We start from the raw sequence: 23,719 nt of genomic DNA, 5'->3' as shown, positions 1-23,719 counted from the left end.
TTAATATTGCGGATTCTGCGGGAAAGTTCCCATTGCATCTATCTGTGCCTGCGGGATCGGCCAACGCACCATATAATCTTTCATCGTTGTACCCTGAATACTACTGGTTGTACTGCCGAAACGATGGTATTTATTCACCTGTTCCACCAACTTGCCGATACGCTTGAGGAAGAACCAACGCTTGCCTTCAAAGCACAACTCACGCGCATATTCATCCATGATGGTCTGAAGATCAATGGTAGTAGCCTCTTCAAGTCCGGCACGCAGACGTATGGCATTAAGATATTCCAGTGCTTTTTCCGTATTTCCTTTCCGCCAATGTGCTTCGGCACCCAAAATATAAGTATCCGCCAGACGATAAGCTATAAACGGCTTGTAGGACAAGGCACGTTTGGCGGGTTTGCTCAAATCCCGGTATTTCATAAGGCTCCATGTGTACTGGCGCAGCTGAGTAGAATACGGGGGATCACCCGGTAATTTCTTTTCATAATAGGCTGAAGCGGGATTGTTTCCGTACAGCGTATCCGGATAGAAATAGAACTGTAAGCGCTTATCTTTATCCTTATCATACAATGAACGGAGATACTCATTCGGATACGTCCATCCATAAGCGTTTCCTCCATAGTTGGCTTCCTCAATGATAGGCGCTACAGGATCTCCCGGAATGGTGATCTCATAGAAACGAGCTTGGAAACAAGCTCCCAACACATGACCATCACCTCCTGCCAGTGTATGGCTACCTCCGGACACCTCGTCGAACTGCCACGCCATCAGGCTCTCGCTATGATTTACATTATTACCGAATATTTCGCTGATACCTACCAGTTTATGGTGTCCGCCTGTAATCATCGCATCAGCCTGCGCTGCTGCCGTAGTGTAATCTTCCTGCCACATAGCCGACTCAGCACGCAACTGACGGGCCAAGCCCAATCCGATAATTCCCGGATCTACTTTATATTGCAAGTGCTTGATGGCATAATCGAGGTCACGGTCAATAAAGGCATATACATCTTTCTGGCTAGCCGGTTTATACTCTACTTCGTCAAACGCATTGTCCGGAGTAGTCGGTATGCTATCCAACAAGATATTATCATAAGTAGAAATCAGTCTGAGGTACGCCCAGGCACGAATCACACGGGCTTCTGAAACGATTCGCTCACGGGTTTCAGTCTGCATACTAATGCCGGGTGCGGCATCAATAATGGCGGAAGCACGATCAATCATCTGATAGGGACGGTTCCACATCTCAGCCGGCATAGCGTTCGCACGCATATTGGAACGATACATTTCCGCTTCATTCCACGTACGTACCATAGCCAGGTCGGTAGCGCAATAAAACCAGTAAGCTCCGCGTGCATCCGAATCATTGAAACGGAAAAAGCGGCGAGAGAGGCCATATAGTCCATTCAGACCGATTTCCAGTCCTTCTTCGCTCTCATAGAGCGTTGAACTATTAATCTTGTCGAACTGTGTTTCTTCCAGCCAGGAATCACAAGAGGTATTGACTACCAGTAATCCGATGATAAGAAATAATATATAATTTTTCATTATGGTTATATCATTAAAATGTTGAATGTATGAAATTATATCTCTGACTGCCTTCCGATCAGAAACCAAGCTGCAAACCGAAAGTCAATGTACGGGCTTCGGGATACTTGTCAGCGGGCTGTTCGGGACTGTACGACTCATAATCTGTCAATGTTAACAGGTTTTGTCCGGTAAAGTAGAACCTTACATTGCTCAAGCGCATTTTTGCAAGCCATGCCTTCGGCAGGGTATATCCTATCGTTATGTTCTGCAAACGTACATAAGAAGCATCCTGACGGGCTATACTTCCCATTTCGAGGGCTCCATTGGTTGTGGGCCGCGGGAAGTTACCGGTAGGATTTTCCGGTGTCCAGTAATTCACCTTCACACCGTTGAATACTGCACGCATATTACCACCATAATTATAATCTGCCAGGAACGGATTGTATTTGGTTATTCCCTGTACAGTATAGATATCCATGGAGAAGTCAACATTCTTATATCTTACCGATGCATTGAAAGAACCATTCCACTTAGGGAATTGCGAAACCAGTATTTTATCATCGTCGTCCAGCTTGCCATCGCCCGTGCGGTCTACAATTTTAATGTCTCCCGGTTGAGCATTGGGTTGTGCTGATTTAGGAATCTCATCAATCTCGTCCTCCTGCCAGATACCGGCAACTTCGTATATTTTGGAGACATTGATAGGCTGTCCGATATACCAGTTATTGATAGGATAATCATCTTCTTTGCCATCACCATCCAGGTCACCGAACAGTTTTATGATTTTATTGCGGTTGCGTGCAAAAGTCATTCCCAATTGTACATCCCAATCCTGACTCTTTACCACAACACCTTCCAACTGTATTTCAAGACCTCTGTTCTGAATCTCTCCGATATTGTCCTTGATGGTGGAATATCCAGTAACCGAACTGATAGACCGGTCTATCAGCAAATCCTTCGTACGAGTATTATACCATTCCACAGTACCGGACAAACGATTATTGAAGAATCCAAAGTCCACAGCCAGGTTCAAGGTTGTAGAAGTTTCCCACTTCAGCTTAGGATTCGAGAGAACAGCTCCCGGTGTATATCCTGTCAGTTTCTTCGTGGTGTAATAATCCCACTGGTCGGCAGATGCAATACTACCATAAGGCTGTATAGCTTCATTTCCTACACTACCATAGCTACCGCGTAACTTCAGGTTCGTAAGTTGTTCGAAGTTTTGCATAAACTCTTCCTGATACACATTCCATCCCAATGCCATGGCAGGAAAAACAGCCCATTTGTTTTGAGCGCCGAACACAGATGAACCGTCACGGCGTCCGCTTATGGTTACATAGTATTTCGAAGCGAAATCATATTGCATACGCAGAGCGGTAGAAACAAGACGGCGTTGAGACGCGCTTAAAGTAGGTATTACTTTCCCGGCCGCTTCAATACCATAGACACCCAATAAGTCATTCGGAATTAGCGATCCATCCATCTGATTGGAATGTTTGTTACGCTCATTCCAGCTCTGAATCAACGTACCGGATACGTGATGTTTGCCAAACTGATTATCATACGAAAGGATGTTATCAAGTGTCCACTCATTCTCATCCTGATTTTTAATAGTGCCACTTCCCATACCTGTGTAACTTCCTGCCTTCGAATTGGCTGTACTATAGGTTTCTACTTTTGCATTCCAGCTACGACGGCTCACATTCAGTCGATAGGTCAGTCCCTTAAAAATCTTGAAGTCGAAGAAAAGATTCACCAAGTCATTACGGCTCTTGGTGGTCGATGTTTTTTCCTGCAAGTCAATCAGCGGATTCCAGTTCTCCTGCAATCCGGTGGGGTGCATATTAAGGTTACCTTCAGCATCATAAACCGAGCCTAAAGGTGAACAGGTTACCGCATCGCGCAACAGGCCGGCTACCCCCGGATCATTCTTGGTCGAAATGCTCAGGCTAGTATTTAAACCGACTTTAAGCCAACGGGTAATCTCCTGATCGAGATTAAAGCGAAGCTGCCCCTTTATAAAATCCGTAGCAGGCACCACACCGGTTTGCTTCATAAAGTTACCACTCACAAATACCTTTGTCTTCTCACCACCTCCGGTCACCGTGAGGTCATGATTCTGAATAGTACCGGTACGCATCAATTCTTTCTGCCAGTCAATGAACTGTCCATTCTGGATAGATTCGAGTTCCAATTGGCTGAATACATCAGAATCGGCACCATACTGGTTATTATTGGTGGTGCGGTAAGCCTCACGTTTATACTGTATAAATTCTTCAGGTGTGTAAACATCAAAGTTACGGTCGACGTTTTGAATACCATAATACCCCTGATAACTTACACGCGCCTTTCCCGCTTCTCCTCTTTTGGTGGTAAGCAAAATGACACCATTTGCTGCACGTGCACCATAGATAGCCTGAGCGGCAGCATCTTTCAGAATTTCCACAGATGCAATATCATTCGGATTCACATCATTAATGGAACCGATCACCACTCCGTCAGCTACAACAATAGGAGTAGTTCCTCCCGAAATAGAGTTTGTGCCACGTATCTGTATATTCGAACTACCACCGGGGCCGGCATTTTCTGAGGTTGTAATTTTCAAGCCGGCAGCTCGCCCGCGAAGCATTTCACCAATATCCAAGGTGGCGGCTTTCGTCATTTTATCTGTCTTTATCGTGGTTACAGAGCTGATCACATCACTCTTTTTCATCACTCCATATCCCACAACAACCACATCATCAAGGGTATTTGAATCTTCCTGCAACTTTACAGTGAAATGATTCTTTCCGTTTATCGCAATCTCTTGTGCATGAAAGCCGATGTAAGAAATCTGTAAGATTCCTTGCAAAGGTGCATTCAGTGAGAATTTACCGTCAAGATCCGTAATCACACCTATAGACGAGGATCCTTTCAGTACTACATTCGCGCCAATCAGTGGTTCGCCTTTATCATCGGTCACCAGACCGGTGATCTGCTGGTTGGCTGTTCCGGATGAAATGTTCTGTGCAGAGAGTGGCATCGCAACGATGGCCAACACGGCACACATAAGAAGATAAACATAAGTTCTCTTCACAAATGTAAAAAGTGTATTCATAATTAATTGTGTATTAATCAAATTTTCAGTATTAGTTTCTCTACTCATAAACTCAAACGAGCTTTTTTAATCAGTTTCATTGTTTCTCATGGTTATAAATTTAAGATAAATAATGGGATTAATTTATAGTATTGAACGTTCATTATACAGTTTCAGGGTTGCATCATTTCAAACTTTCCTTTCAGTCGGATGTCTTCGGAACTGCTACCAATCAGGACCTCAAACTCACCGGGTTCTACGATCCAGTGCATATCTTTGTCAAGCATTTCCAGATCTTCGGGAAGAAGGGTGAAATGAATATGCCTGGTTTCCCCCGGTTGCAAGGTAACCCGTTGGAAACCTCTCAACTGAGAATCATAGGTAATCACGGAACTTAACTTATCACGCACATACAACTGTATTACTTCATCACCCGCCCGCTGTCCGGTATTTGTCAGTTCCATAGATATTTCTATCTTCCCCTGCACTCCCTGTCTGTCAGGGGTAATATGCAAATTCTTATATTCAAAAGTGGTATAACTCAATCCATATCCGAAAGGATAAAGAGAACCTACTACCGCCGTTTTACCATAGCCGTTGGGACCGTCACCCGGTTGTCCGGCATGTGAACCCGGCTTGAAGGGAAAGTTCAGCTCAATCTGTCCCAGAGTCTTAGGAAACGTTACCGGCAACTTTCCTCCGGGATTATATTCTCCGAAAATAGTTTCTGCTATCGTCTGTCCACCGATGGAATTTGGGAACCAGGCTTCAAGAATAGCAGGTATGTAGCGATTCTCCCAATTAATGGTAAGCGGCTGTCCGTTGATAAGCACCAGAACAATAGGTTTCCCGGTTTCGTACAAAGCCTGCAAGAGTTGTAGCTGGCGTCCGGGCAAAGCCAATCCTGTACGCGATTTACTTTCACCTACCCGGTGTTCGTCCTCACCCAATACGGCAATTACCACATCACTCCGGTAAGCTTTCTCAACAGCTTCCTGAATTTCCAGGCGTTCTTCCTCCGTCAAAGGAGTCGGAATAATTTCACTTTCCGGCCAAGTAGCATCCACTACTTCGCATCCTTTGGCATAATGTACGGTTGCCGCCTGTCCGACGTAATCTCTGACACCCTGCAACACGTGGATTACCTGCAAATTCTGCGGCCCATAGCGGCTGACATAAGCGGTAGTATCCGTAGCTAAAGGACCGGTAACCAAAATGTTCCGAAGATTACTCAATTGAAGAGGCAAGAGATTGGCTTCATTTTTCAATAACACCAGTGACTCTCTTCCCATCTGTTTCTCAAACTCTCTGGTATCAGGCGAAGCTACAATCTTGTCAGCAGCTTTCGTATCCGTAACATACGGACTGTCAAAAAGCCCTAGGCGGAATTTAACCCGCAGCACATCTGCTACATTCCGATCCAGTGTCTGCATGGACACACTTCCTTCTGCAACCAGTTCACGCAAAGGCAATACGAAATCGGAAGGTTGCGTAAAATTCGTTTTCACGTTGAGTCCTGCTTCTACCACTTGCTTCACTGCTCCTTTCATGTCCTGAGCCACACGGTGCTTGCTGTAGACAAACTCAACTGCTTCACTGTCGGAAACGACATAACCGTCGAAACCATATTTTTCTCTCAGCAACTCAGTCAGGAAATAATAACTGTCGGATACGGGAATACCGTCCCAATCATTATAACTGCTCATCACTCCCATCGGATGAACCTCGCGTATAATCTTCCTATAAGGATAAAGATGCAACTGGTGCATTTCGCGGGGAGCGACATGCGGGTCGGTACGTGCATGTCCATCACGCCCACCTTTGGGGACACTGTACACAGCAAAATGCTTCAACGTTGCAGCAACTCCCTGAGACTGGATACCTGCCACCATTTCCTTGCCCAATGTGGCTACATGAAAAGGTTCTTCACCGTAACATTCAAGTACGCGCCCCCAGCGCGGATCGCGTGCCAAGTCCAGAATAGGAGCATATACATTGGTATAACCCAAAGCTTTAGCTTCACGGCCTACAATCTCTCCCGCCTGTCTGACAAGAGCAGCATTCCAGGTGGAACCGATGGCAATGGGAGCTGGAAGCGGAGTCGCGCGGTCGTGATTGAGTCCATGAATCCCCTCGTTGCTGAAATCAACAGGAATGCCAAGGCGTGTTTCTTCAATAAACCAACGTTGCACTGTATTAATGGCTTCAGCATGCTTACTGAAAGGGTATGAATATTGAGTCTTTACAAGCCCATTGAGGTGTTCGTCGATATTGGCAATACCATCTTTCCATAACTCCTGTTTCCAAGCAGGGGTGGGCAGTTCGTCTTTAGCGACTCTTTTATATCCATATAGGGTAGCTAATTGACAGGTTTTCTCCTCAACGGTCATCTGCGAAAGCAAATCGGCAATGCGGGCTTCGATGGGAGCCGTCGGAGTTTCGTAGATGTCTTTCTTCCCGTTTTTATTCAGATCTATCCAGTCTTTATGATAGATCGTTTTAGACTTTTGCGCCAGTACCGGTTGAGATACAAAGGCACTTAGAAAACAAGCGATACTTATTATAATCAGTTTTTCAGTAGGTGTTCTCATAGACTCATTTATTGTTTTTATTTTCGGCAAAGATATTGGGGAGAAGGATTTGCTACTCCCCCAATTCATCTAAAAAGGTGCACTATTCATCATTTTATGGTAAATAACTCCCTTTGCAGGTCAATATCACGGGAAGAATTCCCGATCATAACCTCGAACTCACCTTTTTCCACACCATAGTTCATATCGATATCGTAAAAACTAAGTTCTTTGGCGGTGATATTAAAAGTGACAGTCTGGTTTTCTCCGGGTTGCAAAGTAATTTTATGAAAGCCTTTGAGCTCTTTCAATGGACGTACTACCGAACTGTAGCAATCACGTATATACATCTGTACCACTTCCGTTCCGGCTCTTTCACCTATATTCCGGACTTCAACAGAAGCACGCAAGGTATCCTGTTCATTCATCGACCTGGCAGATAGCTTCACAGGGCTGAATTCAAAAGAAGCATAATTCAATCCATATCCAAACTCAAACAGATTAGTACTTTTTCCCGTACCGTACGGGAACCATTTGCTCGTTTGCTTGTGGTTATAATAAGTCTGAACCTGACCGGCAGAACGGGGAATAGTGATGGGAAGCTTTGCTTCAGGGTTCACTTTCCCGTATAAGATTTCCGCAACAGCCTGTCCGCCGAATGAACCAGGCTCCCAAGCCTCAACCAATGCAGGAATATTTTCAGCAATCCACTCAGTGCTTAACGGACGACCGTTGACCAATACGACAATAGTGGGAACTCCCGTAGCATAAATCTCCTCTACCAACTGTTGTTGCAAACCTACCAATGACAATTCATAACGGTCCACATTCTCACCGCAAGTTTTGTCTTTCCACATATAGCGCATAGAGTTCTCACCCACCACTACAATAGCCAGATCGGCTTTTCGGGCCTTCTCTTTCGCTTGCAAGACACGAGATATTTCCATAGTGCGCAAATTGGTGGCAAAAGGGAAGAAATCAAAGTCAGTCTGGGGAGAAACCATTCGCAATCCCTCAATGACTGTAGTCACGCAGGAGTCCGGTTGTTCAAAAGCCCAGTCACCCAAAATAGTCTGGTTGTCAGCATTGGGGCCGGTTACAAAAACCTTTTTATAACGGTCGCCATCCAAAGGAAGCAGATTATTATCATTTTTCAGAAGCACAATACTTTTTCTCGCCATTTCGAGTGCTGTTTCACGATGTTCGGCACTGAACAGAACTTGGGAGACTTTCTTTTCATCTATATAAGGATTCTCAAACAAGCCCAGCTTGAATTTGGCAGTCAGTATCTTGCTGACGGCATCATCTATGCGGCTCATGGGAAGTTCCTTTTCATCAACCAGTTCTATAATGGCATCCGCAAATTCAGGACCATGCATGTGCATATCCATCCCGTTCTTCACGCTTTGCAGATATGCGTCTTTCAGCGTAGCGGCGGTGCGATGCTTTTCGTGCACCTGCTCAATATCCATCCAGTCGCTCACTATGAACCCGTTGAATTTCCAGATATCTCTCAGGATATCCTTCATCAGGTATTTACTGGTATGGCAGGGCACTCCGTTAAGTTCATTATGTGCCATCATAAAAGTATATGCGCCGGCATCCAGACAGTCTTTAAAAGGAGGCATGAAAACCTCGTGCAATGTACGATCGGAGATATCGCAAGGAGCACCATTGATGCCATTGACAGGTTGGCTTCCACCGATAAAGTGTTTGGTACATGCCAGTACTTTATCCTGTCCGGTAAAGTCACTTGTCTGAAGTCCTCTGACAGTAGCTGCTCCCATCTGTCCTACAAGAAAAGGGTCTTCGCCAAAGGTCTCTCCCACCCGTCCCCAACGGGCATCACGAGCCACTTCTACATTGGGAGTAAATGCCCAATGGGTACCGGTGGCACGCATTTCAAGAGCAGTCTGGCGAGAAGCTTTTTCAGCCAGTTCCGGTTCGAAGGTTGCAGCCTGTCCGATGGGAGTAGGATAAATGGTAGCTCCTCTGTAGAGTCCGGTACCATGAATGGCATCAATGCCGATGAGTAAAGGTATTTTAAGACGCGATTGCATGGCATATGATTGTAATCGATTGGCTTCTTCACTGGTAATTACATGCAGAAAAGATCCGATAAGCCCTTGTTTGGTCATTTCAATCAGTTCGGTAGAATGCAGATCAGGATAAAATCCTTTGGCATGGCTTTTCTTCATTTCCTCCACCGTCATGTCTTTTTCGGCAGCTTTCATGTGTTCTATACCTACGTATTGTGACATCTGTGCTACTTTCTCCTGCAATGTCATACGGTTCATCAAATCATTTACCCTTTTCTCCACAGGTTGGGAAGCATCCAGATAAAGCGGATCTTTATCCTTATCAGAGCACCCTGAAAAGAAAATCGGCAGCATCATAACTAATAAATAAATTCTCATATATAATAAAGGTATTAAATTTATCCGGCCTTACATAAGCCATTCGATTTACAGTTGCAAATGTAGCGGGAAGGGAAAAGAAAGAGGTACATTATACATCATTCCAGGTGCACAGATGTTCATATATTGCCTTCTACAAGGCTTATATGACACAAAATGCGGTGTAACCATTAAGATCACACCGCATTTTTATTTCTTTTATTCAGTAGCGTTACTTATTCTCTTTTTGCCAGATACTCTTTGGGAGATACACCATAAAATTCCTTGAAAATACGACTAAAGTATTTCGGATTGTCAATTCCCACCTTAAAAGCAACATCCGTCACCGAATACTCTCCTGAAAGGAGAAGCGCAGCCGCCTGCTTAAGCCGGAAAATACGGATAAATTCAGTGGGAGACTTACCGGTCAGTTGGGTAATCTTATTATATAGCAACGTACGGCTCATGGCGAGTTCACTGCACATCATCTGAATATTTAATTCCGGATTATCTATATTAGTCTCTATCAACTTCAGAAGCTTTTCCATAAATTCATTGTCCGCCTTGTTCGATAATTCCACGGCATTGTTGTTTTTCAGTTCTTCCAGACATTGCCTTTGGGCGGCTTGCCGCAATTCAAAGATATTGGCTATTTTGCTTCGCAATACTTCTTTGTCGAAGGGCTTGGCAATATAGTCGATAGCTCCCAGACGCATACCTTCCAATATGCTTTTCTTATCCGTAACTCCCGTAAGCAGCAGGAATGGAATATGAGAAGTCTTTATATTACCTTTCACCTTCTGGCAGAACTCAAACCCCGTCATTCCCGGCATCAACACATCCGAAATAATAAGTTGAGGTGAGAAAGCATCTATGCCGTCCAAAGCTTCAACGGCATTATTGAAGGTCTTTACATGATAGACATCACTCAGCGACATCTCAATGTAACGGGACATTTCGGGATCGTCTTCCACCACCATAACGCGATTTACGTGAGGATCGCTAACAGAGACGTCATGACCGAGTGGAACATTCTCACTATTTTCCGAATGATCCACTGCATTCTCGTATGTCAAAGGAAAGGACAAAAAGAATTCCGTACCTTCATCCACTTTGCTTCGGAAGGAAATTTTACCCTGATGCAGTTTAACAAGCGCTCCTACCAACTTCAATCCGATACCACTGCCTATTTCACCGGAATTTATTGCATTATCCGCTCTGAAGATATGTTTGAAGATATGCCTCTGTCCGCGGGTGGAGATTCCGATACCGGTATCCTTGATACGCAAATACCACTTATGCTCGTCTACCGATGCTTCAATACTAATCTTTCCTCCATAAGGAGTATATTTGATTGCATTGGATAGAAGATTATCCAATATACGCGTTATCTTCTCCTTGTCGAACCAGATTTCCTGCCGGGTAGAATCTTCCAGTTTGTTTTCTATATGAATATACTTGTTTCCTGCTACCAATTTAAAGGAATCCAGTCGATGACGCAGGAAAACCTCAAGCATTTGTTTGGAAACGACCAATCGGCTCGCATTCAGTGATACACGCTGAAAGTCCAGTAGTTTCTCCACATAATGCGCCAGCTTGGATGAATTATTCAGGGCCATTTGCAACAACTGAGAGCCTTGTCCCGAAGGCGGAATCTCATTCTCCAAGTCCTTCAATGGAGCCTGTATCAGGTTGAGCGGTGTCAACAGATCATGAGCCGTGGTGACAAAGAAATCTATTTTGACTTCTGTATTCCTCTTCTCCTGCTTCTGTTTGATCATCCTGTAAATATAGAAAAGAAACAGGGAAAACAAAGCCAGATAGACCAGTCGCGCCCAAATCGTATTCCACCACGGTTCAGCCACTGTAACATAAATTATCCGCTCCTTCTGATCCGCTCCATCTATCACCGATTTTACATGGAAGACGTAACTGCCCGGTGCCACCTTAGAATACGTAGCCACATGGGTCGAAGCCGGAACCGACCACGAAATATCATGCCCTTCCAGATAATAAGAATACTGTGTCTTTTGCGGTGTCTGATAATTAGGCGTAACAAAATGAAAAGAGAAGAAATTCCTGTTGTAAGGCAGTTCTATCCGGTCTGTCTTATAAATCGGTTCACGCAGCAAATTTGATGCATCCGTACAATATACCGGTTCATTGAACACATCAAACTGATAAACAATCGTCTCGTAATCTGCAGGAAGTTTCGTCTTTCTTATCTCATCCGGTCTGAACAGAATAGCCCCGTCGGTACTTCCCAACAGTATATCTCCGTTACGGCAAACCCAACAAGCCGACTTATTGAACTGATTGGATGGCAAACCGTCCTGTTTGTCGAACACTTCGATACCCCCCGTAGCAGGAGACAGTTTATTCAGACCATTTTCCGTGGCAATCCACAAATGACCTTCCGCATCGGGAGCTATCCCATAAATATAGTTAGATGAAAGATGATCGTCCACTGTGTACTGGCGTATGGAATCGTTTTCCATATCATAATAATACAGTCCATAGTTTCTTGTTCCCACCCAGTAGGCTCCATCCCTGATCCGATAGATAGTTGTTACTTCTTTGGTGATAGCCGTTGATTTAATCTCACTTGTTTCTTTGTTGAGAATAAAAAGTCCGCTATACAATCCCATCACCAGCAGCCGGTCCGACTGTCTTTCAAACTGGTTCACCTTACTTATATTATACTTACTTACCAGCCCGGTCTTTATATTCAGTGAAGTGATATCTCCCATAATTCCTCCAAACCAGAGCAGATCACCATCCGGATAAATGGAGTAAATATAATTGGTGGAGATAATAGGATTCCGGTCCTCAACGTGATATCTTTTCACATCTCCCCTTTTCCAGTCGATGCAGGCAACGCCGAAAGAGTATCCTCCCGCCCATATACGTCCTTGCGAATCTTCGGCAATGGTGAGTATCGCGTTTCCTTTTTCACCGGAAATATTCCTGTTAAAGTAATGCGTCCAGGTGTGCGTGTGCACTGAGAGCATGCTGACACCACTATTCGTTCCAAACCAGAAATTACCTGAAGAATCTTCCAGCACCGCATTCACCACATCATTTCCAATGCTTTGCGAATCACCTGTCCGATGCTGGAAATAGTCAAAGTTCAATTTGTAAGAGTCTTGAAAAGAGATTCCTCCGTGATAAGTTGCCACCCACAGATTGAACTGGTTGTCGACAAAAAGCCCCCGCACATTATTCGTAAAAATGGAGGTGGAAGAAGCTTCATTGTAGGCATATTGTTTATCTATTGTCAGGTTAGCCTTATCTATGACAAAGACACCTTCCAAATCCACTCCTACGGCAATTTTATCCGGTGTATAGGAAACAATGGAGCGTATGGGCTTCGTAATTGGCAGAGGCAATTTCTGTAAGTCCTCCATTTCTAAGGAACGGCTATACAGACCTGCATCCAGGGTACCGATCAGTATTCTGCGATTTACCATATCCACATAGGTCGATAATACATTTTTCCCTTCCAGACAACGGAAGCGTACTTCCATAGGGCCGGTCTTGGAGAAGATACTTATATAAAGTCCGTCACGGGTAGAAACATAATATCGGTCATCATTCTTGTTCACTTGATTTACAGACAACTCTTCGGTTCCGGGGAGCAGTAAAGCCATTTTGTCCGGTAAGTTCAACTTCAAAACGCCTTTGGAAGTTGACAGTAAAACTGTTTCAGGGGAATCGAACATAACATCATTCAGAACAATAGAATGATTATTGAAGAAGTCACGCACAGCATATATCAGTTCAAACTCATCCTTCCGTTCGTCATATTGAAAAAGAAGCCCTGCTTCGCTAAATACCCAGAGCGTACTATCCGGTGAACAACGCAGATAATTTACCCCTATCCTGTTATACCCCTGGTCGGGAAATAGATTCAAAGGATAATGCCTGAAATTTTTCCCATCAAACCGGTCTACCCCCAGTTTGGTGGAAATCCACATAAAACCATGCTTATCTTGCTGGACAGAGAAACACCTTCTATTACTCAGACCGTCATCTTCTGCTATCCGGTGGAAAAAATCAGAAGAAAAAACGGAGGTAATGCAGGATAGGAGTAGAATAAGTAGAATGAATCGTTGCGTTCTGATTTTGTATGTTCTCATATTTAAAGATTAATGCCGCAAATATACAATACCCTGAGAGCGATATCAAATGTTTCGGCTATTATTTTAAAGAACCCGTCAGAAGTCTCATACCTCATCCGCCAAAGATAGAACAACCGTAAAACAGCTTCCTTTTCCTACTTCAGACTGCACCTCTATATGTCCGCAAAGCTTCTCAATAATGACTTTACAGATAGAAAGCCCAAGCCCGCTTCCTTGTTCAAACTCGTCAGTCTTATAAAAACGGTCAAAGATCATCATGAGTTCTTTCTCATCAATTCCCTTCCCTGTATCCTGTACATACACACTGACCTTCCGACCTTTTTTATCCACTTTGCATCCTAATGTAATAGAACCACTCCGGGTAAACTTATCCGCATTGCCCAGAAAATTGGAAATAACCTGGATAAAACGCATACGATCTATATTAACAGGTAAAGAGGGATTCTCATCCAAAGCCAGATGAAACTGTAACGAGGGCTTGATTAATGCCTGGTAAGCCATATAAATCTCTTTCACAATCGTCCTCATGTCCCATTCTTTTATTTCGAGATCCATGCTGCCGGAATCCAGACGTGATATTTCCACCACATCATTGACCAGTTTCAAGAGTAATTCGTTGTTACGGTTAATGCTCTCAAGCATGGCCTTCCTCTCATCCGGTTCAATCTCATCCCCCCCCTCGCCAACCAGCAAATTGGTGAAACCTACAATGGCATTCAGCGGAGTACGGATTTCATGGCTCATATTATTCAGGAAAGATTGTTTCAACTCAGCATTTTCGGCCATCTGCTTAGCCTGAATGAGTTGTTCTTCACGTTCTACCTGTATCTGAATATCCTGCATAATGCCCGCCAGCATTATCCTTCCTTCCGCATCTTTCAAACTGCGGCACCGAAGTTCATACCAACGATAATCTTCTTCACCGAAAGAGAAACGTACACGCCTAACCTGCATATCTGTAGATTGATGCAGTGTTTCGTACAATGAATTCAATAGAAAAACATCATCGGGATACGCATATTTCAGGAAATCAGTCCGCACAAATATCCTCTGCTTCATTCCTACCAAACGCGTATAGTTCTCATCAAATTCAATATTATCCCCCTGTATATTCCAAAGCGAAATACGTCCTCCATCCATAGAAAGTGTCAGCCGCTTATGAGTCTCCTCAAGCATCTCCATATTCTTACGTTCCACACGCGAACGCCGGCGCATACGCAGCAGACTGATCAATACCAGAATAAAAGTAAGGATAAACAATCCGCTCAGGAAATAAAGTTCCTTCCGATACCGGTCATAGAAGGAGTAATTGATAATACGGACATCTTCAGGTACATTTTTCACATCAAAGTCCGTATAGGCTGAGAAATAAGTCCAATCCAGTACATATTCCTTTTCCATATCCCTGATTTTCGGCATACCAATTTTCTCCTTATTCATCAGACGAACAGAAAAATCAGCCGCAGTACGCGCAGAAATCTCATCAGTAGCCATGTAGCCGCCCACAATCTTGGCATCCTCCCCAAATCCCTGGCGGAGACAGCTGAAAGAAGGGATGTTTAAGGCTTTAGTTATCGGAAGCGACATCTGGTCGAACTTATCTAACAGGAAAACTTGTTTTTCCCTCCCAGCTTTTGTTTTTTCTATCTCGGTAAACAAAGAGGTCCCTTTTATATAACGAAAAGGGCAAAGGCTTATGGTAAAATCATCTTTATCAATATGGTTGTTTGCCCTTGCAGGCATCAGATTATAATGCTCAACCATTTCCTGCAATTTCCTGTATTCATGCTCCACTGAAAAAGTAGACTCACAGCCTAAAAGCCGAATTTCTTTTCTATCCGCAAACCGGGTTAATAAATCAAACGATTTATATCCAAGCGGAGTCAGATCAATATTATAAATAATATCTATCCCTACATGTGGCTGCAAAGATTTTATAAAATCAATGTTATGCTTAAAATCCGGCGCATCACGCAGCACATATACCTTTCTCCGCTCATATTCTTTTATAAGTTTCTCATCGGGAAAACGTACATTGCAAGCCACTACAGGAATGGAGGAAAGTAGTCGATGGCGGGTAGAAAGCAGGGAAGATGCGGCTTGGTCGCCCACTGTGAGGATCAGCGCCATCGGTTTATCTTTGATGATACTAAGATAAGCCTCCATATTTTTTATCCCATCTTCCGGCGTGACAGTATTGAAATCCAGATAAAATTTATCAAATATCGGTTCTATTCCCTGCTTCCTGAATTCCTGTTTCAAGAGTTCTTCAAAGTTTCCGTAACAATCATACTGAGGAGAGGAAGAATAAACAAGAGAAATCATTTTTTCTATCCGGTGGTTAATAGTGTACCACCGTTTAAAATTGACTCCGCACCAAAAAGCACACAGCAAAAAGATGAAGGCTAAAACATATTTTAGTTTGTCGGTTTTCATTGTATCACTTATATTGAGCAAAAGTAGCATAATATCTATAAAAAAAGAAGATTTTATGACGAAAACTCTCTAATTTTGTGACTGCCATAAAAAGACTGACATGAAGGTGTACAAAATCTGGTTACTATTGCTATTCTTGCTGATTCCGACTATTCTATCCGCCCAAAAAACAAGGACAGTCAAGGGGCAGGTATGCACTGCATCAGAGACCAAGAAAGGAGAAGAGCCTCTGCCCTATGCAAGTCTTGTTATCCTGGAAGGCAAGGATTCCACCTTTGTAAAAGGAGTTGCAAGCGGTGCAGACGGTCGTTTCAATCTCCAGTTCACCCCTCAAAAAGGAACACAATATTTACTGAAAGCCTCTTATACAGGAATGCAATCTGTCTTCCGCAAACTGGACAGCAACACTTCAACAATCAATCTGGGTAGCATCTTACTGGAAGAAGGTATCGAATTGGGCGAAGTGACAGTAAACGCCCGGATGCGCGATGTAGATCAGGTGGGAGATACCACCGTCATCAATGCGGCAGCTTACAAAACACCGGAAGGCTCGTATCTGGAGACACTTATCAAACGTATTCCCGGAATGGAATACGACAGCGAAACCAAAACACTGAAATACAACGGGCTACCCATTAATGAAATCAACGTAAACGGTGAAGCCTTCTTCTCAGGTGACAACAAGATGGCACTGGAAAACCTTCCCGTAGAGTTAATCAGCAAGATAAAAGTGTACGATAAGAAAAGCAAGCTGGAAAAGCTGACGGGTGTCAGCACGGGGAAAGAGAACTATGTGCTCGACCTGCAAACCAAAGAAGAATTCAATGGCACCCTTCTTGCATCGGGAAAAGCCGGATACGGCAATAACAACAAAAAGGATTTCAACCTGCAAGGCAACTACTTCAAAAATAACGGAAACAATTTCTCTGTTATCGCCAATTCCGGTAACCTCCATATGCGGACCAGCTACAAAGACAACATACAGGAGAACGTTGCCGTAAATTTCACCCAAAAGTACAATAAGAAACTAACACTCAACGGAAATGTATCCTATCACCACAACGAGCAGGGCAATATTTCGACATCCTACAACGAACAATATCTGACAAGTGGCAATAAGTACCAGTATTCTGCCGGCAACAATACGAACCGCAATCGCAATATGAATTCATCATTGGGCTTAAACTGGCAGGTCGATACCCTGACTTTTGTCAATTTCTTCGGTAATTTCAGCCTTGTCCGGAATAATAATGCCAATAATAACCGCCAGGCCACGTTCAATGAAAATCCTCATCTGGATATCCTCGATCCTTTCAGTCATATCAACGATGTACCCGATGAGCTGAGAATCAATGACATCGCCATGGGATCAATAATGCAAGGAGAACAACACCGGTATTCCTTCCATGCAAATATCATGCGCCGGATCAATAAAAAAGGAAGTTCTATCGGCCTGACTGCGCAATACAATGATAGCAAGAATGACAACAATAACTTCTCTATCTCATCAACTACTTATTATCAACTGAAAAACAGTGCAGGAAACGACTCCATACTCTACCGTAACCAATACTCGTCGAACCTGTCCCCCAACCGTCAACAGGGCATCGAGCTGATGTTCAGCCATCCTTTTTCCAAGAAGCTGCACGCACAGATTTCATATAACCTCAACTATAGTAAGCAGAAAAATGACCGTAATACCTACGACCTGTCCGGCTTTATGGAAGAAACCGCAGTACAACCCGGCTATCTGCCCGAAGGATATGAGGCGAGTTACATCGACAGTCTGAGTAACCGGAGCCATAGCAGTACCCTGCAACACGGAATCAACCTGCACTTTAATTATTCCGACACCATTTGGAACATCAATGCCGGAGTATCCGTACAACCCGAGCGGCGCAGCCTGAACCAGAAAACAGGTCTGCATAGAGCTGATACCACCCTCCACTCAGTCGGCTTTCAGCCCATGCTTTTCATCTCATGGCAGAAAAAGAAAAACAGGATCACCCTGAATTATTATGGAAATACCTGGCAGCCATCATTATACGATCTGATCTCACCAACCAACAACAGTGACCCGCTCAACATCACGCGGAGCAATCCTAACTTGAAGCCTACTTATAATCAGTCTGTCCGATTGGAAGCACAAAATATGAAGGAAGGACTCTTTGCCACACTGAACTGGAACAACAGAATCAATAGTCAGACCCGTGCAGTGGTCTACAACCAGCAAACCGGTGGACGTGAAACTTATCCGGTGAATATTAACGGCAACTGGAACATAAGCGGTGTGTTCCGGTATCAGAAGCGCATCAAAAACTTTAATCTGAGTGCAAATGCCGGAGGCTCCTTTGCACAGGATGTCAACCTCATCAACGAAAACCAGAGTGAACAACCCGAACGCAGTGCCACGCATAACACCGGCCTCAACAGTGACCTGCGCCTATCCTACCAACTTAAAATGGGGTAATCTGGACCTAAACGGGAGGTGGAACTTCCAACATTCCTCCAACTCACTTTTAGAGACGGATACATACACACGCAATTACACCTTCGGATTGAACGGGTTTGCCGATTTGCCGGGAAGCATACAACTGAGAACAGATGCAAATTACTCTTTCCGAAACGGTACAAACATAAAAAAGGGGGAAGACGACCAGATTGTCTGGAACGCAAGCATCACATGGCGTTTCCTAAAAAAGAAACAGGCGGAGATATCAGCCAATTGGGTGGATATACTCAGCCAACAAAAGAATTATTTCCGAGGCACAATGGCTGACGGCCTTTATGAAAACCATACGCAACAGATAGGAAGCTACTTCATTGTCTCAGTGAAGTATCGCTTCAACCAGCCTCTTCACAAATAGTTTGCGTTTCTTGTGGAGGAACAGACTGCACTGAACGTAGGCCACGAGGTGAGGTTCCGAAATTCTTCTTGCAGAAGTTAGAAAAATGAGGCAAAGATTCGAAGCCATATTTATAACAAATCTCAGAAATAGTGGCATTCGTGTAACGAAGTTCGTAAACAATGCTCTCTTTACGTTTCTCCAACATCCATTCATAAACAGGTTTATGGAATACAGAATTGAAGATACGCCGGAAGGTAACAGTGGTATATCCGCCTAACTGGGCAAGTTCTTCTACCGTCTTCACTTTCAGATGGTTTTGCAGGACAAAATACTCAAAGCTGGACGTATAGCGGGAAAGTGTATGCACCAGCATCGAAAGATCATAATCGGAGTAGTATTCTCCCAAAAGAAAGGCAAGTTCTTTTCGTTTGAACGAAAGCAATTCCCGACAAATCTTTTCTTTCGCCAAATAGGATTTGGAGGCATCCAGAAAAAAACGCAACTCCGGAATAATTTTTAATGGGGTGAATATCAGAGGCGGAGTTATTTCTTTCATAATGTGTTTATAACGTTCCTCACAGAAAAACTCCGGCTGATTAAAACGATAACAAACACATTCCACATCCGTCAGAGCAAGGATCTCATACTTGGAACCGATGGCTTGAAGAATAAATTCCCCCGCACGTAAAGTAGTTCCGGCATATTCCTGACTGTTGACAAGCACTTCTCCTTTCAACAAAAAAATCATAATGTTTTCTTCGCATTTTTGAGCAGGAAGGTGGAAGCCTCTTGAATGAGAGGCATAAATAATCGCATTACCCACAGCCTTAGGGCACTGCTGACACGACATGGCCGCACCACATGCAGAGTAAGTTTGCATTGCAGATTGAATGTTTTTTGTTTGTTTTGTGCGGCAAAAGTAAGAATATTCCGGGAAGAAACAAAAAAATCCCCGAAGACTTTGTGGGAAAGAAAGTCTTCGGGGAGGGAAATTATGGGATTAGGAAAGGTTATTCAGCGGGAGGAGTTACAGGAGTATCATCACCAGTACTCCAATTACCAACCTCAGGAGCAAAACTAATAGTAGCTCCTTCACTTGACAAAGTTAAGGTATAACGTACTTTCTTACCTACGCCCCAAGCTGCAGTGTTATTCAAAGATATTACAGCATCAGTAACCGCATCAATTTGAACACCATCAGCATTATAAACATTATAACTAATTTTTATTTTAGAATCAGTAGTCATAGCTTGCGGCATCAACATTAAAGCACCTTTTGCTTGGTCTAAATCTGATATAGTAGTACCTGAAACAGGAGCATTGTTAGCAATTGGATAGGTATATGCTCCTGCTTTTCCTGTAACACTCCATGTACTATCCGCAAATGAATAAGTACCTTTATTGGCAACCCCTTCAATAGAAATTGAAGATATTGTATATTTCAAATTATTATTAGAGCCCTTCGCTGAAAAATTCACTTGGGTGAGTGCATGGAGAAATGAAAGTTTTACATCATTCTCTGTCTTTTTTTGATTATATAATTGTGCTACTACAAAATCTTTCTGTTTTGAAGCATCATCATTTATAGTATAGGTAATAGTTGGGTAAATATCACCATCGTTCAATTCATATTTAGAACTTGCATCAGTTGCATGTGCAAAAAACTGCACATTACCATTAAAAGGCCAATAATATGGTCCACCTGTTAATTCCCATTTAGTAGTATATGTAGCGATCGCACCGTTCATAAAAGGAGTTCCCAATCCTTTAGCAACAACACTCTTCATTTCAGTTTCACCTGTGTTATATGCATATACAGTAAAACCACTCTTTTGCAAAGAATCAATATTTGTCACAGCAGCTCTTGTAGTCTTGCTTACTATTGTCCCAAAGTTAATCTCTGCCTTTTCACCAGCCTTCTCAATCTCTTCATTCTGTGAGCAACCTACGATTGCCAACGCAGCAACTGCTGCCAATAAAATCTTCTTCATAATCGTTTGTTTTATAAGTTAATATTTTGTTCGTTTTACTTTTCAATTTACAGGTAACTCAACATTCGTTTCGTCGTCCCAGTCTCCTACGTCGCCGCCAATGCCTCCGCCTCCACCGGGAGGAACTTCCACATCCTCCACCTCGATTTCCTCTTCAATCGGTATCTCGATATCCGTTACCGGATCTTCTTCTTCCTCAGGTGGGGGAGGAGCTACAGCCGCCGTGATGTCAACCTTGGTTTCTTGAACTGTATTATCCACCTTAACTAGCAATAGCTTCATCACCACCCCTCCGGTAAAACGTGTATTCGCAGACTCCGATACGGAAAAAGCTGAGAAACTACCACGTATTACATCTTCTCCTTTATGAGCCTCCACATAGATAGGGGCAATGCTTGCCGTACATGAGCCATTACTTATGCAATATGCCCCATCCATTCCATCCACATTGCAAACAATGCTTGCCACGTTCTTCAATCCTTTCACCTTTATTTCAAAAGAATAGTTCTTGACTATCAGCTTCGGTTGAAACTCCATCAAAAGCACATCTTCACTTTTTTCTATCCTCATATCATTCATACTTACTACATATAGAGGGTCCGGTGACCACACCATCTTCTCACTTGTTTCAAGCCCTTTGCAATAATCAGTATAAGCCTCAATCGTCTCATACCCCTCATCATTGCGAATCAACACACTCTCCGTATTGTAATTGTAGATCACCATGTCATAACGTCCGGGCGGCACCTTCACCTCTCCCCCTTCCACCGAGAGATAACTCTCTACTTTTCTACCTTCCTCACTCTTCGGGTAGAAGATCACCCTCATCCCTTCGGGTAATTTATCCACTCCCTTCCAGTTAAACTTTATCTTCACTCCGCTGACGGGATAATCATCCAGTATGTCTCTGAAATCACATCCTGCTAACAGCACCGACAGCCCGAACAGAAGTAAAAGAAACACATATTGCGTACACCTCATAGCTACCGCCTCCTTCCCTTAATGAACCACACCAAAGAGATTTTGGCTTTTGTAGGCCCCATAAAATGATAGCGTCCGCTGCTCGTCCATATCAAATCGCCTTCGTAAGTGGTGTATTTGCGGTATTCTGTTGCCAGATAACCAATGCCCAAACTAAATTCAAGAGCCAGATGCCGTGCCAGCTGATGACTATATCCATACGTCAGACCGGAAGCTGCATAGTGGTTTCCCCGATATCCTTTGTCTTTGTCAAATTGAAAATCGTACACTCCCCCTTCGGCATAAATTCCCAGAAAATGTCCTATCAGCCGTTCACGGTTCTTGCGTTTTCCAAGCCAGCAACGTGCCTCAACGCCTCCCGAAAGAAGCTGGTAACAAAAGCCATGCTTGCTGTTCGACCACCAGGGGCATTTATATTCCATATTCAAAGACCACCGCTGCCCTACGGGCAATTCCACCTCCACATTCGGAGCCAAAGCTAAATCATAAAGTATATTGTTCTTCAATGCAAGCACTGTTCTGCGCGGGGTTTCCCGCTTACTTTCCACTTCAACCCAAGGAGCGAAAGCCATAGCTTCCAGTTGCTCCTCCGGCAAAGTATTCGCAGATAATGTTAATGCAGTTACCGGCAAACGATCCTTCATCTTCCCTATCCGTTCTATCTTCCGGAACTGATGTTCCGATAAATAAGCGTAAGGTCTTCCACCATCCAGATAGCGCAACAGCTTTCTCAGCTTTTCAAAGTTCCCGAAGTGATACCGGATCAACATCAACACATCTTCTTTATCCGGCACTTGCGGGTCGTCCATTACCCATTGGTAAATTTTGCTCCAGGTTTCCGGCTGATTCATCCGGTCCGATACTCTACAAGTATCTCCTTTCGCTGCATATCTTCCAGCCCGCGCCTCTTCTTTGCCTGATATCAAAAGAAAGAGTATCAAAAGTATATATAAACCGACGCGAACCTTCATAACTTTGCTTTGTATGGAGGCAAATATATATTATTATAATTGAAGAAATTATACGTTTTATAACTCTTTTCGGGAGGTGAAAGGTTCTGTGAAACGAATGAAACAGATTTGCAACTTTGGAGCGTAGCAAGGAAGCTGATTTCCTATCAATGTAAGGAAAAACACAGCCTTATTTGTTCCATAGTTGTTCCACCCAATTGGAACAAGATTTTCTTCCCTGTGAAACAATACTTCCATCGAAGAGAAACAATACTTCCAATAAAGAGAAACAAAACTTTCAGTGAGATGGAACAAACATTCTTTCCTGTGAAGCGGTTTCCTCTCCTTTTAAGGAATAGCCAACCGGCATTAAGGCCTCCTTTAGCAATCATTTAGCTATTATTTTCCTCAATAATATCTCAAAAAGATAGTTCGTGTGCGAAAACAGTGAATATCCGTGAAAGAATTATAAAAGAGACATCAAATACAGGCCGATATTTGGAGGCAACGGGAGGAACCTCTATATTTGTCATGTGATTTTTTTCATAGTATTAGATTTAAGGTTAACAAAGGTTGGAGTACAGCGGTACTCCTTTTTTTATGCCCATACCTCCCGGACATGACTTTAGTGATCATTAAAAAATAACTTGGTACAAAAATGGGAATTTATCGGTGAAATGTCGGAGTATCTCAATTCCCCTCCTCCTTGGAGGAGGGGTGCCCAGAGGGCGGGGTGGTAGGTGGGAAAGAATTCCTTAATATTCTTATTAAAAGGTATTTATTATTTTACCTACCACC

10 protein-coding genes and 1 pseudogene are annotated in these 23,719 nt (G+C 43.4%); 1 reads left to right on the top strand and 10 read right to left on the bottom strand.

Annotated elements, in window-relative coordinates:
- From BN161_RS03415 to BN161_RS03390, 6 genes are all read right to left on the bottom strand, one after another.
- Positions 1 to 1,548, bottom strand: a complete 1,548-nt coding sequence (locus tag BN161_RS03415) for a RagB/SusD family nutrient uptake outer membrane protein (RefSeq protein ID WP_044263146.1) — start codon at positions 1,546 to 1,548, stop codon at positions 1 to 3.
- A 58-nt stretch (positions 1,549 to 1,606) separates the two neighbouring features.
- Positions 1,607 to 4,627, bottom strand: a complete 3,021-nt coding sequence (locus BN161_RS03410; protein ID WP_074435088.1) for a SusC/RagA family TonB-linked outer membrane protein — start codon at positions 4,625 to 4,627, stop codon at positions 1,607 to 1,609.
- A gap of 152 nt (positions 4,628 to 4,779) precedes the next feature.
- Positions 4,780 to 7,197: a glycoside hydrolase family 3 N-terminal domain-containing protein gene (locus BN161_RS03405; RefSeq protein WP_044263144.1), complete on the bottom strand. Its 2,418-nt coding sequence runs from the start codon at positions 7,195 to 7,197 to the stop codon at positions 4,780 to 4,782.
- An 89-nt stretch (positions 7,198 to 7,286) separates the two neighbouring features.
- On the bottom strand, positions 7,287 to 9,593 hold the full coding sequence (locus BN161_RS03400; RefSeq protein WP_044263142.1) for a glycoside hydrolase family 3 N-terminal domain-containing protein: 2,307 nt from the start codon (positions 9,591 to 9,593) through the stop codon (positions 7,287 to 7,289).
- A gap of 215 nt (positions 9,594 to 9,808) precedes the next feature.
- Positions 9,809 to 13,711, bottom strand: a complete 3,903-nt coding sequence (locus tag BN161_RS03395; RefSeq protein WP_081743623.1) for a hybrid sensor histidine kinase/response regulator transcription factor — start codon at positions 13,709 to 13,711, stop codon at positions 9,809 to 9,811.
- An 87-nt stretch (positions 13,712 to 13,798) separates the two neighbouring features.
- Positions 13,799 to 16,150, bottom strand: a complete 2,352-nt coding sequence (locus BN161_RS03390) for a sensor histidine kinase (RefSeq protein ID WP_044263138.1) — start codon at positions 16,148 to 16,150, stop codon at positions 13,799 to 13,801.
- A gap of 100 nt (positions 16,151 to 16,250) precedes the next feature.
- Here BN161_RS03390 and BN161_RS03385 point away from each other — a divergent pair.
- Positions 16,251 to 19,017: pseudogene (locus BN161_RS03385) on the top strand (outer membrane beta-barrel protein).
- Here BN161_RS03385 and BN161_RS03380 read toward each other — a convergent pair.
- From BN161_RS03380 to BN161_RS03365, 4 genes are all read right to left on the bottom strand, one after another.
- Positions 18,995 to 19,879: a helix-turn-helix domain-containing protein gene (locus BN161_RS03380; protein ID WP_044263134.1), complete on the bottom strand. Its 885-nt coding sequence runs from the start codon at positions 19,877 to 19,879 to the stop codon at positions 18,995 to 18,997. The pseudogene BN161_RS03385 and the gene BN161_RS03380 overlap by 23 nt on opposite strands.
- Positions 19,880 to 20,009: 130 nt before the next feature.
- Positions 20,010 to 20,990 (bottom strand): fimbrillin family protein, encoded by a 981-nt coding sequence (locus BN161_RS03375; RefSeq protein WP_044263133.1) that lies wholly within the window; start codon positions 20,988 to 20,990, stop codon positions 20,010 to 20,012.
- 42 nt (positions 20,991 to 21,032) lie between these two features.
- Positions 21,033 to 21,971 (bottom strand): DUF5119 domain-containing protein, encoded by a 939-nt coding sequence (locus BN161_RS03370; RefSeq protein WP_044263130.1) that lies wholly within the window; start codon positions 21,969 to 21,971, stop codon positions 21,033 to 21,035.
- A 2-nt stretch (positions 21,972 to 21,973) separates the two neighbouring features.
- Positions 21,974 to 22,942 carry a DUF3575 domain-containing protein gene (locus tag BN161_RS03365; protein ID WP_044263127.1) on the bottom strand — a complete coding sequence of 323 codons (969 nt, stop codon included), beginning with the start codon at positions 22,940 to 22,942 and terminating at the stop codon, positions 21,974 to 21,976.
- Positions 22,943 to 23,719 lie beyond the last annotated feature (777 nt).

The sequence above is a fragment of the Bacteroides timonensis genome (genome assembly GCF_000513195.1).
GTDB lineage: Bacteria > Bacteroidota > Bacteroidia > Bacteroidales > Bacteroidaceae > Bacteroides > Bacteroides timonensis.
Note: the sequence above shows the minus strand (reverse complement) of the source record. Positions and strands in the feature narration are given on the sequence as shown.